This is a genomic window from Thermococcus sp. (assembly GCF_026991495.1).
GTDB lineage: Archaea > Methanobacteriota_B > Thermococci > Thermococcales > Thermococcaceae > Thermococcus.
In genome coordinates this window covers 1-15,225 of record NZ_JALXBJ010000057.1, presented here as the reverse complement: position 1 = coordinate 15,225, position 15,225 = coordinate 1, and the positions used below count along the sequence as shown (strand labels likewise).

16 protein-coding genes and 1 pseudogene are annotated in these 15,225 nt (G+C 55.3%); 3 read left to right on the top strand and 14 right to left on the bottom strand.

Annotated elements, in window-relative coordinates:
- Nucleotides 1-216: 216 nt before the first annotated feature.
- Nucleotides 217-963: a hypothetical protein gene (locus MVB78_RS07445; protein WP_297489891.1), complete on the bottom strand. Its 747-nt coding sequence runs from the start codon at nt 961-963 to the stop codon at nt 217-219.
- Between the two features lie 217 nt (nt 964-1,180).
- Here MVB78_RS07445 and MVB78_RS07440 point away from each other — a divergent pair, with 217 nt between their 5' ends.
- A complete protein-coding gene (locus tag MVB78_RS07440; protein ID WP_297489899.1) occupies nt 1,181-2,353 on the top strand; it encodes a nicotinate phosphoribosyltransferase in 1,173 nt (390 codons plus the stop codon).
- 105 nt (nt 2,354-2,458) lie between these two features.
- Here the strand turns inward: MVB78_RS07440 and MVB78_RS07435 are convergent, their stop codons facing one another.
- From MVB78_RS07435 to MVB78_RS07425, 3 genes are all read right to left on the bottom strand, one after another.
- On the bottom strand, nt 2,459-2,662 hold the full coding sequence (locus tag MVB78_RS07435; RefSeq protein ID WP_297489889.1) for a ferredoxin: 204 nt from the start codon (nt 2,660-2,662) through the stop codon (nt 2,459-2,461).
- A gap of 127 nt (nt 2,663-2,789) precedes the next feature.
- Nucleotides 2,790-3,323 (bottom strand): metal-sulfur cluster assembly factor, encoded by a 534-nt coding sequence (locus MVB78_RS07430; protein WP_297489887.1) that lies wholly within the window; start codon nt 3,321-3,323, stop codon nt 2,790-2,792.
- A 61-nt stretch (nt 3,324-3,384) separates the two neighbouring features.
- Nucleotides 3,385-4,125 (bottom strand): ATPase, encoded by a 741-nt coding sequence (locus tag MVB78_RS07425; RefSeq protein ID WP_297489885.1) that lies wholly within the window; start codon nt 4,123-4,125, stop codon nt 3,385-3,387.
- Nucleotides 4,126-4,230: 105 nt separating this feature from the next.
- Between MVB78_RS07425 and bpsA the strand changes: the two genes are divergently transcribed.
- Both bpsA and MVB78_RS07415 read left to right on the top strand, forming a co-directional pair.
- Nucleotides 4,231-5,286, top strand: a complete 1,056-nt coding sequence (gene bpsA, locus MVB78_RS07420) for a N(4)-bis(aminopropyl)spermidine synthase (protein WP_297489883.1) — start codon at nt 4,231-4,233, stop codon at nt 5,284-5,286.
- On the top strand, nt 5,283-5,969 hold the full coding sequence (locus tag MVB78_RS07415; RefSeq protein WP_297489881.1) for a nucleotidyltransferase domain-containing protein: 687 nt from the start codon (nt 5,283-5,285) through the stop codon (nt 5,967-5,969). The genes bpsA and MVB78_RS07415 overlap by 4 nt, the downstream gene beginning before the upstream one ends.
- On the opposite strand, the gene MVB78_RS07410 is transcribed toward MVB78_RS07415, so the two are convergent.
- From MVB78_RS07410 to MVB78_RS07365, 10 genes and pseudogenes are all read right to left on the bottom strand, one after another.
- Nucleotides 5,947-7,761: a hypothetical protein gene (locus MVB78_RS07410; RefSeq protein WP_297489879.1), complete on the bottom strand. Its 1,815-nt coding sequence runs from the start codon at nt 7,759-7,761 to the stop codon at nt 5,947-5,949. The two genes, MVB78_RS07415 and MVB78_RS07410, sit on opposite strands and share 23 nt — an antisense overlap.
- Nucleotides 7,762-7,795: 34 nt before the next feature.
- Nucleotides 7,796-9,841: a S8 family serine peptidase gene (locus MVB78_RS07405; protein WP_297489877.1), complete on the bottom strand. Its 2,046-nt coding sequence runs from the start codon at nt 9,839-9,841 to the stop codon at nt 7,796-7,798.
- A 585-nt stretch (nt 9,842-10,426) separates the two neighbouring features.
- Entirely contained in the window at nt 10,427-11,746 is a 1,320-nt protein-coding gene (locus MVB78_RS07400) for an FAD-dependent oxidoreductase (protein ID WP_297489897.1), read from the bottom strand.
- 46 nt (nt 11,747-11,792) lie between these two features.
- The gene (locus MVB78_RS07395) at nt 11,793-12,059 is read right to left on the bottom strand and encodes a type II toxin-antitoxin system RelE/ParE family toxin (protein WP_297489875.1); all 267 of its coding nucleotides are present in this window, start codon (nt 12,057-12,059) and stop codon (nt 11,793-11,795) included.
- Nucleotides 12,056-12,265 carry a hypothetical protein gene (locus MVB78_RS07390; RefSeq protein WP_297489895.1) on the bottom strand — a complete coding sequence of 70 codons (210 nt, stop codon included), beginning with the start codon at nt 12,263-12,265 and terminating at the stop codon, nt 12,056-12,058. The genes MVB78_RS07395 and MVB78_RS07390 overlap by 4 nt, the downstream gene beginning before the upstream one ends.
- A 135-nt stretch (nt 12,266-12,400) precedes the next feature.
- Nucleotides 12,401-12,865, bottom strand: coding sequence for a putative toxin-antitoxin system toxin component, PIN family (locus MVB78_RS07385; RefSeq protein WP_297489873.1), 465 nt, complete (start codon nt 12,863-12,865; stop codon nt 12,401-12,403).
- Nucleotides 12,841-13,107, bottom strand: a complete 267-nt coding sequence (locus MVB78_RS07380; RefSeq protein ID WP_297489872.1) for a ribbon-helix-helix domain-containing protein — start codon at nt 13,105-13,107, stop codon at nt 12,841-12,843. The genes MVB78_RS07385 and MVB78_RS07380 overlap by 25 nt, the downstream gene beginning before the upstream one ends.
- A 68-nt stretch (nt 13,108-13,175) precedes the next feature.
- A complete protein-coding gene (gene pyrH, locus MVB78_RS07375; RefSeq protein WP_297489893.1) occupies nt 13,176-13,853 on the bottom strand; it encodes a UMP kinase in 678 nt (225 codons plus the stop codon).
- Between the two features lie 76 nt (nt 13,854-13,929).
- Complete coding sequence (locus MVB78_RS07370) at nt 13,930-15,096, bottom strand: FAD-binding oxidoreductase (protein ID WP_297489870.1); 1,167 nt, start codon at nt 15,094-15,096, stop codon at nt 13,930-13,932.
- A pseudogene (locus tag MVB78_RS07365) lies at nt 15,089-15,225 on the bottom strand ((2Fe-2S)-binding protein); the annotation flags it as partial. The pseudogene MVB78_RS07365 and the gene MVB78_RS07370, both read right to left, overlap by 8 nt.

Here is a 15,225-nt window from a genome sequence, read left to right as displayed (position 1 = left end):
GGATTAACGAGTGGTCTCTAAGGCAATAACCCCAATCCGCTTTGCGGTAGGGGTAACGGGCACGAGACCGTGCCTTCGGGCTGAACCGAAACCGGTAACGGAAGTAGGTGGATGAGTGCCCGTAAACCGAACCGCCCTTGGCGAGGGGTTAAACCGTTGGAACCCTCGCCTTTCAAGGCGGGGAGGAGGTCAGACCCCAGAGATGGTTCACTGGGTCTACCTCTTCACAAGCAGAAGCGACGCTTCCTTTCCTTCCTCGCTGCCTCTCTTAAAGAATCCGAAGTGCACCGTATACAGGTTCCCCTGCACCCCGCAGAGCCGGTCTTTACCGCCATTGATGAGGAGGAGGTAGTCGCCCGCCGTGAGGTAGGGTATGATAAGGGTGGAAAGCTCAGTGAAACCCGCCGTACAGGTCTCGTTCCCGATCCCAACCGCGTAAGTGCTGTAGGGTATCCCGCTGTAGGTCGCCGTTCCCCTCGTCCAGTTGGAGGGGATTAACCTGACCGTTACGTCGTTCACCTTGACGATATCTGGTGAGAACTTTACGTTCCCCTCGCAGTGTGGATCTTTATAGTCATAAACGGAGAGGACAACGTAATCGTAGGTCTCGTTCCCGATCCGGATTGTCGTTTCATTTATAACCGTGGAATCAGTGAGGAATAAGCGGGAAATGGTGGACAGCGACCTTAAGATGTTCTCATTCTCCTTTTTAGATGCCGCGACACGATAAAGGGCCTTGGCCTCTTCGAGTTCGTCCTTCATGAGATCCACTGCGAGCCTGTAGGAGGGATCTTTAAGCGTTACGTTATGGGCATCGTTAACGAGGGTCAGGTTCTCCCCGGCTGGACACGCAACGGGCTTCATCGAGATGGTTGGCGTATTCTTATGGCCGTGGGCACCTATGCAGCCGGCCGCAAACACCATCGCCATTAGGAGGAGGATGAGGGGTTTTCGGGGGAGCATGCGATCACCAGAGCTCTTGGTTTTTGGGATAGTGGGTGTCATTCACTTTGTGGATGTACACCATGCCAACCGTCTTCCTGCCTTTGGTTTGCTTTAGTTTATTTTGATTTTAAACATTCCGGATCGTGATGAAATAACTTATCTCAACACACAGAATAGTATCATTTCACCCAGAAACCCTTTAAATTTAGAAGTACAATCAACCCCGGTGATGAAAATGCGCGACTTCTACATCGCCCACGAGGAGGATATAAAGGCCGGAAAGACGACCGACGTCTACTTCATCAGAACCAGGAAAATCCTGAGGGAGAAGGGGGTACGGAAGAAGGTCTTCGCCGACGTAACGACGACAAGCCTTCCAAACGGCTGGAAGTGGGGGGTTTTGGCTGGAATTGAAGAGGTTGCAAAGCTCTTCGAGGGCATGCCAGTTAACGTCTACGCGATGCCCGAAGGCACAATCTTCCACCCCTACGAGCCGGTTCTCCAGATAGAGGGCTACTACGACGACTTCGGGATATACGAGACGGCACTGCTCGGCATGCTCAGCCAGGCGAGCGGGATAGCGACTTCAGCCCTGAGGATTAAGATAGCGGCGAACTTCAAGCCCGTTTACTCCTTCGGCATAAGGCACATGCACCCAGCTATAGCACCGATGATAGACCGCTCCGCTTTTATAGGCGGCTGCGACGGCGTTTCCGGTGTTTTGGGAGCGGAGATGATAGGGGAGAAAGCGGTCGGCACGATGCCCCACGCTTTAATCCTGACAGTTGGAGACCAGGTCAAGGCCTGGAAGTACTACGACGAGGTAATGCCGCCGGAAGTTCCGAGGACGGCTTTAGTTGACACCCTCTGCGACGAGAAGTTCGAGGCCCTGATGGCGGCTGAGGCCCTCGGTGAAAGGCTCAACGCGGTAAGGCTCGATACACCGAGCTCAAGGCGCGGCAACTTCAGGAGGATCATCGAGGAGGTTCGCTGGGAGCTTAATCTAAGGGGCTACGACTGGGTCAAGATACTCGTCTCAGGAGGACTCGATGAGGAGAGCATAGCAGAGATAGCGGACGTTGCAGATGCATTCGGAGTTGGCTCGGCGATAGCGAGCGCCAAGCCGGTTGACTTCTCGCTGGACATCGTTGAGGTCGAAGGAAAGCCAATGACCAAGCGCGGAAAACTCAGCGGGAGGAAGCAGGTTTACCGCTGTGAGAACGGCCACTACCACCGCGTTCCAGCAGATAAAAAGCTCGAACGCTGTCCAGTCTGTGGAGCGAAGGTAGAGCCTCTCCTCAAGCCCCTGATTGAAAACGGCGAGGTAGTTGCGGAACTGCCAAAGGCGGGGGAGATAAGGGAGTACGTTCTGGAGCAGGCGAAGAGGTTCAAGTTAACGCTCGAATAAACTCATTCAAATTTTTCAATTTCAATGCAAAGACAGGGACAGATCGAGAACGCAACAGTTTAAACCTCAAATGGGCGTGAAAGGGATAAGGAAAGGGGAGAAGCCTCAAACCTCCTCAATGGAGATGCAGCTGACGGGGCAGGCCTCAACGGCCTCCTGGGCGCAGTTGTAGAGCTCCTCATCCTCAATGACATCGACTATCACGTGGCTCTTGCCGTCGTCCCCCATCTCAAAGATGTCCGGGCAGAGGCTTGCACAGATGGCATCGCCAATGCAGACGTCCTGATCAACACTTACCTTCCAAGCCATGGAGCATCACCGCGAATAAGTGCGCTTTGACGAATATAAACTTTTCGTCCTGAAACCAGAGGTTTAAAACCGGATTAGCCCTCCAGACCCGTGGAGAACCTAAATGAACAGAAAAAGGCAAAAATGGTCAGTAAAGGCCAAGTCTCTTCTTGTACTCCGGGCTTATCATGTCCGGGCTCCACGGCGGGTCAAAGGTGAGCTCTATTTCAGCGTCCTTAACGCCCGGAATTTCGAGTATCTTGTCCTCGACAGCGCGGAGGATCCACATCGTCAGCGGACAGCCCGGGGTCGTCATAGTCATCTTGACGTAAACGGTGTTGTCGGGCCTTATCTCCAGCTCATAGATCAGGCCGAGGTTGACGACGTCGACACCGACTTCCGGGTCAACAACCTCCTTGAGCTTCTCCAGTACAAGATCCTTCGTCAGCTCGACCTTCTCGCCGGTCTCCTTAGTTTCTCTCTCGCGGTTTATGGTTATCAGGCCAACTCCTTCGAGCTTTCCGAGCTCGGAGTGGAGCTTTATGAGGACGTTGTCTACGTTGGGAGTGTCCCTGGCGAGAGTAACCGTGACGTTGCCCTTCTCATCGACTTCAATTGAGCGGATAAACTTCTCGTCAACGACTCCCTTAACAACATTCTCAACCTCTTCCTTCGTGACCATTACTCACCACCGCTCAAGGTTTTAGAATACACATTTAAACCTTTTGGGACATCTCTGGGAACTACCTTGAGAGTATGTCCACTATCAGCTCCGCCGCCATCTCTGGAGTCAATGCCCTGGCCCTCGTCTCCCTGAGGACGCGCTGTATTGAGAGCCTCTTTGTCGATGGGGCCCTCCTGAAGAGCTCCCAGAGGAGTGGACAGCCAAAGCTCAGCTTATAGCCTCCTCCGATGACCCCTATGAGCTCGGCCTTGTCGAGGGCCAAGAAGGCCGGGAAGTTGAGGACTACGAGGTCACCTTTTTTGTATATTGATATGAGGCCAGAACTCAGAAGGTCGCCCGAGGCTACCATTTTTATCCCCCGACTCCTCGCGTGGTCCTCAACAGCTTTCATCACCATCGAGTGACATTGCCCACATATTGGGGCGCCCTTCTCAATCTGGGCCGTTATGACCTCAAGATAGTTGGGAACCTCGACGAAAACCGCTCCCGCTTTTCTGGCCTTCTCCAAAACTCTCTCACCCATCTGGGGAAGCTTAACCGTCACGGGGACAACCTCAAAGCCCGCCCAGCTGAGGATTTTCAGCGAGGCCGTGCTGTCGGAGCCGGCCGAGAATGCGAGGGCTATCTTCACGTCAATTGGAGAGCGGTCGAAGTCCTTTCCGGTCAGGCGGTACTCCAAGAGGGCCTTCAGGCGGGAGTAGGCTCTCTCCCCGATTTCCTTCTTAACTCTCTCAAGGGCCTCAAGGTTGTACCTCAGGCGGTAGCGCTTGACGAAGTCGTCTCCAACTTGTCTTATCATCGAAGGGGATCCCGTCCTCAACTCTTAAACTTACCGCTGGGAAAACCTTAAAAGAGGCCTGCCTTAACCCCGTTCACGAAGTTAAAGCTTCTGGAGGTGCTTAAGATGAGGGAGATAGTGGAGAGGGTTAAGGAAAAGACGAGCATCCCCGTTTACGAGAGAACGATCGAGAGCGTTCTGAGTGCCATTTTGGCCAGCGGTGACGTCTGGCGCATTGTCGACCTCAGCGAAGAACCACTTCCGCTGGTCGTGGCGGTCATAACGACCCTTCATGAGATGGGCTACGTGGTCTTCGAGGGATCGAGGGTCGTCCTGACCGAGAGCGGGAAAAAGCTCGTGGAGAAGTACGGGATAGGGCCGAGAATGGATTACACCTGCTCCCACTGCCAGGGCAAGACCGTTGAGCTTTCGGCTTTCAGAGACCTCCTCGAGGAGTTCAGGGAGATAGTCAAGGACCGCCCCCAGCCGAAGCACGACTTTGACCAGGCCTACGTTACGCCCGAGACCACCGTGGCGAGGGTTGCTTTAATGCACAGCAGGGGAGACCTTGAGAACAAGGAGGTGTTCGTTCTGGGTGACGACGACCTGACCAGCGTTGCCCTCATGCTCTCCGGCCTGCCGAAGAGGATAGCGGTCTTAGACATCGACGAGCGCCTCGTAAAATTCATCGAGAAAGCTGCGGATGAGCTCGGCTATGAGAACATCGAGATGTTCACCTTCGACCTGAGGGAGCCCCTGCCAGATTACGCGCTTCACAAGTTCGACACCTTCATCACGGATCCTCCTGAGACGGTCGAGGCCATAAGGGCCTTCGTCGGGAGGGGGATAGCGACCCTCAAGGGGCCCGGCTGCGCCGGCTACTTCGGCATAACGAGGCGCGAGAGTTCACTCGACAAGTGGCGCGAGATTCAAAAGCTGCTCCTCAACGAGTTCGGGGTTGTCATAACCGACATCATCAGGAACTTCAACGAGTACGTCAACTGGGGCTACGAGGAGGAGACCCGCGCCTGGAAGCTCCTTCCGGTTAAGGTCAAGCCATCCTACAACTGGTACAAGAGCTACATGTTCAGGATACAGACGCTTAAGGGCTCGAAGGGCTTCGAGGATAAAATAGGGGTCGGCGACGAGCTCTACAACGACGAGGAAGCGTCGACCACATGATGGCCCTTATTAACTGCATCAGGCAGAAGCTCGGCCGGGTTCCCGGCCTTTATTCCCTAATTCTCTACGGCTCCTTTGTGAGGGGAGATTACCTCCCTGGAACGAGCGATATCGACTTCTTCGTCGTCCTCGAAGACGGCGCGAAGCCAGAAGAGGTGCTCTCCAAACTCAGGCTCGTTCTTGAGGAGTGCTCTAAAGGCCTCAAAGCCGTTGAGGTTGACATCGCTTGGGAGTGGCTCTCGAACCTCCGCGACCCGCTCAACCTCGGCTATCCCTACAAGTTCCTAACGGTTTATCAGGCTGACTTCAGGGAGAACCACTTCGTGGTTACCGGCGAGGAGGTAGTCGAGCTCCTGCCCGAATACCGGGTTGAAGAGGTACTTCCTAAGAGGCTTGAGGTGATCTTGGGAAACCTTGAGCGCGACCTCTCGTCGGAAAACCTCAAGATGCTCCACATTCTCGCGGGCGAGACCGCGAGACTTATGGCCTTTCTTCACGGCTCAAGTCTCAAAAAGGAAGACGTTCTGAGGAAGCTTGAAGAGCTTGGGGATGAAGATGCTTTGAAAATCTACCGCTCCTACCTTGCCGGGAGGAAAACGGAGTTCAGCGGAGAGTTTCTGAGGAAATTTGTGCTAAAGGAGCTGAGAAAAATTAAAGGGTTCACTCCTCGGTTACCTTCTTGAGGAGCTTCTTCTTTTTCCCGACAATGCGCCGTTTCTCCATGCGCCTGAGGTAGTACCACACCCCTCCTATCGCGGCCGCGAGCAGCAGAACTACGAGCACCTGGGTTCTCGTTATACCGTGCTCCCTCCATGGGCTGGCGGCGTGGAAGCCCTTCACCGCAATGGCCGAGACCGAGAGGGGGCTTTCCCTTGGGTAGACCACGATGTAGCCGTCGAGCCCATCAGTGAAGACCTGATCCGTCTGGTTTCCCACGTACTTGGAGTCCTTGACGAGGAGGAATGTCGCGTTGTCGAGCCTGACCGTTTTCCCGAGGGGCTGGAGGCTTGGTATGTCAGCGTACAGAACGCTCCGGAGGAAGGAGGTGGCCTTTGAGTAGATATCGCTCCCGTTCAGACCGCTCTCCTGAAGTGCCCAGGCCACGGTTGAGGTAGACGTTATCCCCGCCAGCGAGCCCTCGGTGTAGGGAAAGGCGCCGTTTGGGTACTGCCTCTCCCTCAGGAGGGAAAGCGTCTCGTTGAGTGCCTTGGTCATGCCGAACTCCTTGAAGACGATGACCGCGTAGGCGAAGTAGTAGGTCGGGACGTTGTAGTAAACCGGGTTCCCAGTTTTCGCATCTTTCGTCGTGGCCATCCAGGTGAGGTTGCGCTCCAAGTACCTAAGTGAAACGGAATAGTTGTAGGTGACGTTGAGGCGCCTGAAAACCCAAACGACGTACTCAGTGTTGTAGAAGTCCCTCCAGATGCCTTCCTCTGATCTTGAGAGAAGGTAAGCCACGGGCGCGGAGTAGTTCATACCGAGCAACGCGTCGATCCTCGCGATCTCTGCCACCTGCCAGGGGAGGAGGGAGCTGTAGTTCTCGGGCAGCTGGGGTTTGAGGCCGCACATAACGTAGTACTTTGCGAGGGCCACCCTCTGCCAGTCGCTGCTGGCCTTTATGAGCCCAACGTAGGGGCACGCCGCCGACTTCAGATCCATGAAGCCCTTTATCATCGCGACGTTGAGGAGATCGAGGGTTCTGAAGTGCAGAACGCCCCAGAAGCCGAAGTGCTCCATTTTGAGGAGCTCTTCCCTGTATTTATCGCTTCCTGTTGCGTAGAGGGCCATTGCAACCGCCCGGGGGAGCCTGAAGTCGCCGGAAAGCCGCGTTTTTCTGCCGAGGTACGCCAGGGCAAAGGCCCTGTAAGCCACAAGGTCTCCCTTGGGGTGGAGGGCCTCAAGCTTTTTCACGTCGCCGAGTGCGAGGTAGCCCCAGATCCTCTCCTCGTCCGTTCTCGGCTCGTGCATTTCCAGCCAGGCCCGCGCCCTTTTAGTCGCCTCGGTGAGCTGCTCCCTGAAGCCGGGGAGCTTGTCGTTTACGTACTTGCTCTTGAGGAACTCCCTCAGGGCCAGGTAGGCTAAGGCCGTGTCCGTGTAGTCCTTCCAGGAGCCGTCCGGGTTCTGCTTGTATATCAGCCAGTACGCGGCACTGTTGATTGTATCGAAGTACCTGCCCCTCGCGATGCTCTCCCCCCTTACCAGCGCCATAATGGCCATGGCAGTGTACTTGGCCTCGTTGTCCTCACCGTAGGCGTAGCCCCATGAGTCAAAGGGCGTCTTTATCGCCATCAGCCACTCACAGCCCTCGAGAACGCCGGAGTAGTCTCCAACCTTGTAGAGGGCTATAACCGCGAACGCCGTGTCCGGGACCGTTGGCCTGTAAACGTACGGTCTCATAACGGCCCCGGCAGAACCGGATGATGCCACCAGAAGAAGGAGTAGCCCTACCGTTAGGATCTTTCTCACATCAACCACCCCGGAGAAAAGGGAAGAAGGGGGTTAAAAAGCTTCAGCCGTAGTAAACCTTTACATCGAGCTGGTAGCTGGCAGTCCAGTAGTAGGTGTCGTAGGCGTAGACGACGAAGTACCAGGTTCCCGGTGACGGGTTGCTGTACTCAACGTGCTCGTTAGAACCGTAGTTCTCCGAGCTGTCAACGAGGTTCTGGTTCGGGTCGTAGAGGTAGAGGTCGAGGTCGTCGTAGCTGCTTCCGCTGAGGTCGCCTGTTATCTTGGTGGCGCCGCTGTTGACGGTCATCTGGTGGACGTTGTAATCGTTGTACTGCACGGTTCCGGTGAAGGTCTTCTCGTCAACCGTAGGTTGCGGGCTTGGGCTTGGCTGTGGGGAGGGCTCTGTACCACCATTGTTGCCCCCGCCGTTGCCTCCATTGTTCCCACCGTTGTTGCCGCTGCCGGGCTGGCCGAGCGAGCCGTCGCTTACCACATCAACCTGGTAGTTGGCGCTTCCGCTGTAGCTGACGACCTTTATCGTCCAGGTTCCGTCGGTCGGGTTGTAGTAGCCGACCTTTTCGAAGCCGTAGTAGGAGGTGTAGGAGTAGTCAACCTCGTTGCCGTTCGGGTCGTAGAGGTAGAGGTCGAGGTCGCTCTTGCTGTTGTCCCAGTAGAGTGTCGCTGTAACGAAGGAGGCGCCGCTTATCGTGAACTGGTGACTCTCCTGACCCTTGTCCGCTACAGAGCCGGTGAAGGTGAGCTTGGCGTAGCTGTCGTAGTGTGCAGCCTTGTACGCGTTCACCCTGCCGGCACCGTAGGCAACTCCAGCTATCTCGCTCGGGGCGACTATGTCGGCCGTCTCAATGAGGGCTTTCTTGACCTGGTCGGGAGTCCAGTTCGGGTGGGCCTGAAGGATTAGTGCCGAAATGCCGGCAACGTGTGGGGTGGCCATGGAAGTCCCAGAGGCGGCAACATAGTACTGGCCTATGGTGACGTCGGTGAGCTGGGTTCCGCTGGCCCTAGCGGCGATAATCCAGTTGCCCGGGGCGACAACCTCCGGCTTGAGCCTGCCGTCGGCCGTTGGCCCCCTGCTTGAGAAGTCTGTTATGACGTCGTTTTTGTCAACCGCTCCAACGGTTATGACCTTGCTTGCCGCTGCCGGCGAGCCGACGGTGTACTTGTCGGGTCCGCTGTTTCCTGCTGCAACGCAGACGACTATGCCAGCGTCCCAGGCGTTGTTGACCGCCTGGCTGAGGGAGTCAGTACCGTCGGAGCTCTGGCTCGAGCCGAGGGAGAGGTTGATGACCCTGATGTTGTACTTGTCCTTGTTCTGAACCGCCCAGTCAACACCGGCTATGATGTCCGAAACGCTTCCGCTCCCCTGACCGCTGAGAACCTTTATGCCGACGAGCTTTGCCCCGGGGGCCATGCCCTTGTACTTGCCGTTGCTGGCCGCGCCGGTTCCAGCCGCTATGCTCGAGACGTGGGTTCCGTGTCCGTTGTCATCGTAGGGGGTTGTCTTTCCGTTAACGAAGTCCTTCCAGCCTATGACCTTGCCCTTGAGGTCGGGGTGGGAGGCATCTATTCCGGTGTCAATTATGGCGATCGTTATTCCGGAACCGTCGTAGCCGAGGTTCCACATGTTGGTGGCCATGACCTGTGCAGCCGACTCGTCGAGACCCTCGGTGTCGACGGCGGCCTTAACGGTGTAGTCGTCCTGAATGAACTCCACTCCCTGGAGGCTTATTCCCCCGCCGAAGAGCCCCCTGTGGGAAAGGCCTGAGATCAGGAGCAGATCCTTGAGTTTTATCTTGACGGCAAGGGCGGGTATTATGTGGTAGTCGTATTTGATCTTCACCCCCCTTGCCCTGAGGAGCCGGAGGGCCCGTTCCTTGGCCTGCTGATTCTGGAACATTATTATCGTGCTGATCTCCTGGTTAGGACCCATGTGCTGTATCTTCTTGAAGAGAGCAGGAGTCAGCAGACCGTAGTTCTTTGAGGTTGTGCTGATCGCAGTGGGCTTGTCCGGTGATGGGATTGCCAGTGTGACCCCCACCATGAGGCCAACTGCAAAAAGAGCCAATACAACTGCAACACTCTTCCTCATATTCCTATCACCCTGTCCATCCGTTTCGCTCCGGGACCATGTCCCTTCATCTCAGTACGATAATGTGCATTGTAGAATTTATAAGTTTTTTCGTGCTGAGATTGAATCACAACAGCCGGATGTAAAAGGGGCTGGGAATATTCGGCGGGGGGTAAAATGTGTACTTTCACAGAGCCAGATGAAGGGGGCTATATAGAATATAGAGAGGCCGTTGATTACACAGCGTTTCAGGGAACATCAAAATGCCGAAAATTTTGCACCTTGATGATCGCCATGCACATAGGGTTCGAATTTAGAACTAAATGTACTTGCAAATACGAGGGCATTTTAAAGTGTAGTTAAATAGGTTCCAGCCTTAAACTTCAAAAGGCCAAAAGATCGAGAAGAGGGCAAAACACGGGTTCATTGCCCCCCGTTACCACACAGCGGAACAGAGGATGCCGGGCAAGGGCCCATAGCATCGATCCAAATGTTTTTCCCAAAGAGGCCTTCAGGGAACTAAAGAACGGCCAATGAAACAATATGAAACGAGATTGAAGAGCGATGGGAGACTAAGGAACAAAGGCAAAGGAACTGCCTAAAGCATCAACCGAACCTTCTCAAAGCCATCTCGGCCGCGACGGTTATAGGATCTATCGTGGGGCTTATCGGTGGGGCATAAGCCGTCTCAAGGTAGGCAACGTCTTCAGCGGTTGCACCCTTTTGGGCAAGGGCCGAGAGAGTTATTACCCTGGCCCATACTCTTTCGCCTCCGACTATCTGGCCGCCGATGAGCTTTCTATCGGACTTCCGGAATATCAGCTTGACGGTTATGGGCTTCCCACCCGGGTAGTACTCGGGTTTGGTCGAGCCCCTGAACTTGCCTGCAACAACTTCGATGCCCTCCCTCCTCGCCCTCTCCTCGGTGATTCCAAAGGTCCCTATCTCAAGGGCAAAAAGTTCAGTTATTGCCGTGTTGAAGACGGGCCTGAAGGAAACGTCTTTTCCAGCTATGTGCTCGGCCGCGACTTTGGCCATCCTGACAGCCGAGGTTCCGAGCTGGCTGAGCGTTCTCTTGCCGGTAACTGCATCGATCACCTCGGCACAGTCACCTACAGCGTAGATATCCGGATCGCTCGTCTGGAGGTGCTCGTTCACCACTATCCCCCTATTAACTTCGAGGCCGGCCTTTTTGGCCAGATCAACGTTAGCCCTAACTCCAGTAGCAACGAGAACCAGCTCTGCTGGAACTTCTTCGTCGCCTATCCTGACCGCCTCAACCGGATTTCCGATTATCTCGCTGACTCTCTCTTTAAAGCGGAAGGAAACGCCGTGCTTTTCCATCTCGGCCTGGACGAGCTTTGCAGTATCTTTGTCCAGCATCGTCGGCATTAAGCGGTCCATCAGCTCGACGGCGAGAGCCTCCATGCCGAGCTTGGCAAAAGCTTCGGCCCCTTCAAGGCCTATTAAACCGGCGCCGATTACTACAGCTTTCTTCGGCTTCCTCCCGGCGATGTAAGCCTTTATTTTCCTCACGCCGTCGAGGCTCTTGAGGGTGAAGACGCCCTCGTTCTCGACGCCCTTTATCGGCGGGATAAAAGCTTTTGAGCCGACCGCTAGGACGAGCTTGTCGTAGGGGACTTCGCCCCTGTCGGTGACCACGACCTTCCTCTCGCGGTCTATTGCTTTAGCCTCGGTGCCGAGCATGAGGTTTATCTTCTGCTTTTCATAGAACTCGTTCGGGAAGACGATGACATCTTCCGGCTTCTCGATGGTTCCGCTTATCACGTGCGGCAGCGCGCAGGGTGAGTACTGCATCGTTGGCTCCTTCCCGATGACGGTTATCTCGGCCTTCCTGTCGAGCTTGCGCATGAAGAGGGCAAAGTTGCTCCCCGCTGTGCCAGAACCAACAACCACGATTTTCATGGACACCACCGGAGGGAGAAGGGGAAGGAGGTATAAAAGGGTTAGCTCAGCGGTAGGCTCTCTCACGCGGCTCGACCTTGAGAATGAGGACCACCTCATCGTCCCAGCGAACGGTGTACAGAATCCGATAGTTACCAAGCCTAACTCCGTATGCCCGCTCCGAACCGCGTATCTTTTTAACATCAAAGCTTTCCACGGGCACCGGGTTGATTTTCAACGTCTCCACAAGCTGGGCAAAGCGCTTTAGGTTGGCGGGAGGAAGGTTTCTTATTCCTTTTTCAGCCCGCTTGCTGACCACGACCCTGAAGGTCATAGTCCCAGCTCCTTCTTGAGCTCCTCCCAGTCCTTTCCGTTTTCAAGTGCCTCCTTTTCAAGGGCTTCAATCTCCTCCGGGCTTTCCCCCGCTTCCTCTTCGACGAGCTTTGCCTTGAGCTTCAGGAGTTCCTTCTCCATCTCATCCAGGCGCTTCTTCATCTCGCGGATGTCATAGAGAAGGACGTTTATGGGGTCGGCTTCCATCGCTCTCACCGGTTGGATATTGGAATGAAGGTTAATTACCTTTCCGCTCACCGCATCCATTTACGGGCTATGACAGCAACGATGAGTGCCATGAAGACCGCTCCGGTTAAGGCTTTGATATTGCCGTGACGCCCACTAATATCCTAAGGAGCCTTTCCCGGCGGCCTCAAAGAACTCCGCCGGTAAAAGAATGTAGAACCCGTGTCCTTTAAGGGGGAACTTCCTCTCATCATCCCTCAGCTTCAGCACGTGCCTCTTGTCGAGGCTTATCAGGAAGTCAGCTTTGGCCGAATACACCGCATCAAAGAACTTGTTGTCGTCTTGATCAGGCGAGACCTCAAAGCGCTCAGCCGGCTCAACGAGGACTGACGAGGTTCTAAAAATCCTGTAAATCCACAGTGCGTACACCTTGCTTTCAAGGTATCTCAGAACCTTCTCGCTCGTGAGCTTGAAGCGCAACTCCTCAAGTATCGCCTCGGATGTGTAAGAGCGGATCATTCCATTGACCACCATGTCAAGTACTTTTCCAGAACTGCCGAATGGGTTTATTGCTGCTGCTATGACGACGTTCGTGTCTAAGACGACCTTGAACGCTTCCATTCCTCGTCCACTTCCTCAAGGAGCTTTTCGATTTCCTCCTCGGACGGAAGCTTCCTGCCCTTGGCAAGGAGCCTGTACTCCTCCCAGAGCTCCTTGGGAGACTCATAGTGCAGGAGGAAGAACCTGACGGCTTCCTTAATGAACTCGCTCCTGCTTGAGAACTCTCCTCTTTCCACTAGCTTGTCTATCTCGCGCATCAGGCCGGGGGGAAAGCGGACGGAAACCTTCTCCACGGCGGACATACCACCACCGTAGGACAATAGTCGGACAAAATATATAAGCGTTTGGGATGGGCAAAGAAAGAGAACACTCAAGGCTCCACAACGGTCCCGCCGTGCTTGCCCTTCACGACGTCGAAGAGGTGGTATGCATCTTTTTTGCCCACGATATAGGTCTTTATCCGTCCGCGCTGGATGAACTTCGCGGCTAAGGCGTCAACGACGCCGCTCCCCCCCGCCTTGCTCTCGGCCTCCATAGCTATCTCAACGAGCTGCCCCGGCGTTATCCTGTCGAGCTTCCTCGCGTTTGGGTTCTTCCTCGGGTCGGAGTCGTAAACGCCGTCAACGTTGGTGACGACGACTAAGAGGTCGGCCTGGAGGTACTCAGCGAGCAGTGTTGCCACCGCGTCAGTCGTGTGCCCCGGATGAGTTCCGCCCATTATGGGTATCTTCTTGAGCTGTATCACTTCCCAGGCTTTACGAAAGTCCTGAATGACGAAGGGATAGGCCTTTTCCCCGAGGGCAGCTATGAGGAGCATCGCGTTGGCACGGGTGATGTGTATCCCGATGTAGTCCTTGAAGGTCTCGTTGGGCGTGAAGGTCTTCGCGGCCCTGATGTACTTCCTTGAGACCTTTCCGCCGCCCACGACAACCGCAACCTCGTGATCCTCGCTTATCTTGATGAGCTCGTAAGAAAGGGCCCTGATGAACTCTATGTCCGGGTCTTCGGGGACGAGAACCGAGCCGCCTATGTCGAAGACTATCCTCATGATGACCCTCACGGTGGTAATCTAAGGGGCTTTATAACCTTTTCTTGCCGGATGCATGGAAATAAGGGGGAACGGTTCATCCTATCTGAAAAGCGCTCGTGCGGAGCTCACCGCGCTCGAAGCGGTACGGGTCGTACCAGCCCCAGTCGAGGGGAACCTTGGAGCGGCCTTTGACCATAAGCTCCGCCACTGCCTGGGCAACCGCGGGGGCCATCATGAACCCGTGGCCGGAAAAGCCAGCGGCAATGTAGAAGTTGTTGAGGAGCTTTCCGATGGCGGGATTTCTGTCGGGGGTTTTGGCGTAGAAACCCGCCCACTGTCTGATAACGTGGGCGTACTTCAGCGGAGGTGCCATCATCAGGGCGTACCTCAAAGCCCCGCGCAGGAAGTCGTAGGTCGGCTCGACGTCGTTTAGGCTCTTTGCCTCGTGCTCTATTCCGGCGCCGCAGATCACTCCCCCATCCTCTCCATCCTGGATTATGTAGGCGTCGTTCCAGCTCGGCGGGCACACTAAGGGCTCTACCTGGCCCCGCTCAAGCGGTTCCGTCTTGATGAGCTGGTGCTTGTAGGCCTTTATCGGCACAATATCTCGCTTTAAGCCGACCATCTCGTTGATTACCGGCGCCCAGGCGTTGGCAGCGTTCAGAACGGCGTCAACCTTAACCCTCTCCACCTTCCCTTTGCTACGATACTTCACAGCGGTTATCTCATCTCCCTCGCGCTCGAAGCCGACAACCTCGGTGTGCTCCCTCGCGTCAACTCCCATCTCCTTGGCCCGGAAGAGGTAGGCGAAGAGCGTCTTGAACGGGTTCGCCTTCCCGTCCTTAGGGTTCCAGGCTCCAGCCAAGAAGGGCTCGGTGTTGAGGATCGGGACTATCTCTTTCGCTTCATCCATGTCAATTAGCCTCGTCGGAACCCCAAAGCGGTTCTGGAGCCTTATGTTTGACTTAAAGGCCTCGACCTCCTCTTCACTCGTCGCAAGGAAAAGGTAGCCCGTCTGCCTGAAGTTTATGTCGAAGCCGAGCTCCTCCTCAAGCTTCTCCCAGCGTTCGATCGAGTACTTCATGAGTCTTACGTTCGCCTCGTCCGTGAACTGGGCGCGGATTCCGGTGGCGCAGCGGAAGGTCGAGCCCGAGCCGGAGTAGTTCTTCTCGAAGAGCACAACATCTTCCCCAAGCTTCGCCAGCTCGTAGGCTGTGGCAACGCCGACGATCCCCCCACCGATCACCGCGACCTTACTCATCACCACCACCAGCCAATACGCCGGCACGAACCGGTCTTACCGGAACCCTCGCCCTGGGAAGAGGAATATCCTCCGGTTTCCTCCCGGTCTTCCTCGCGAGGATCGAGATGACGATCGGCATGCATGTCC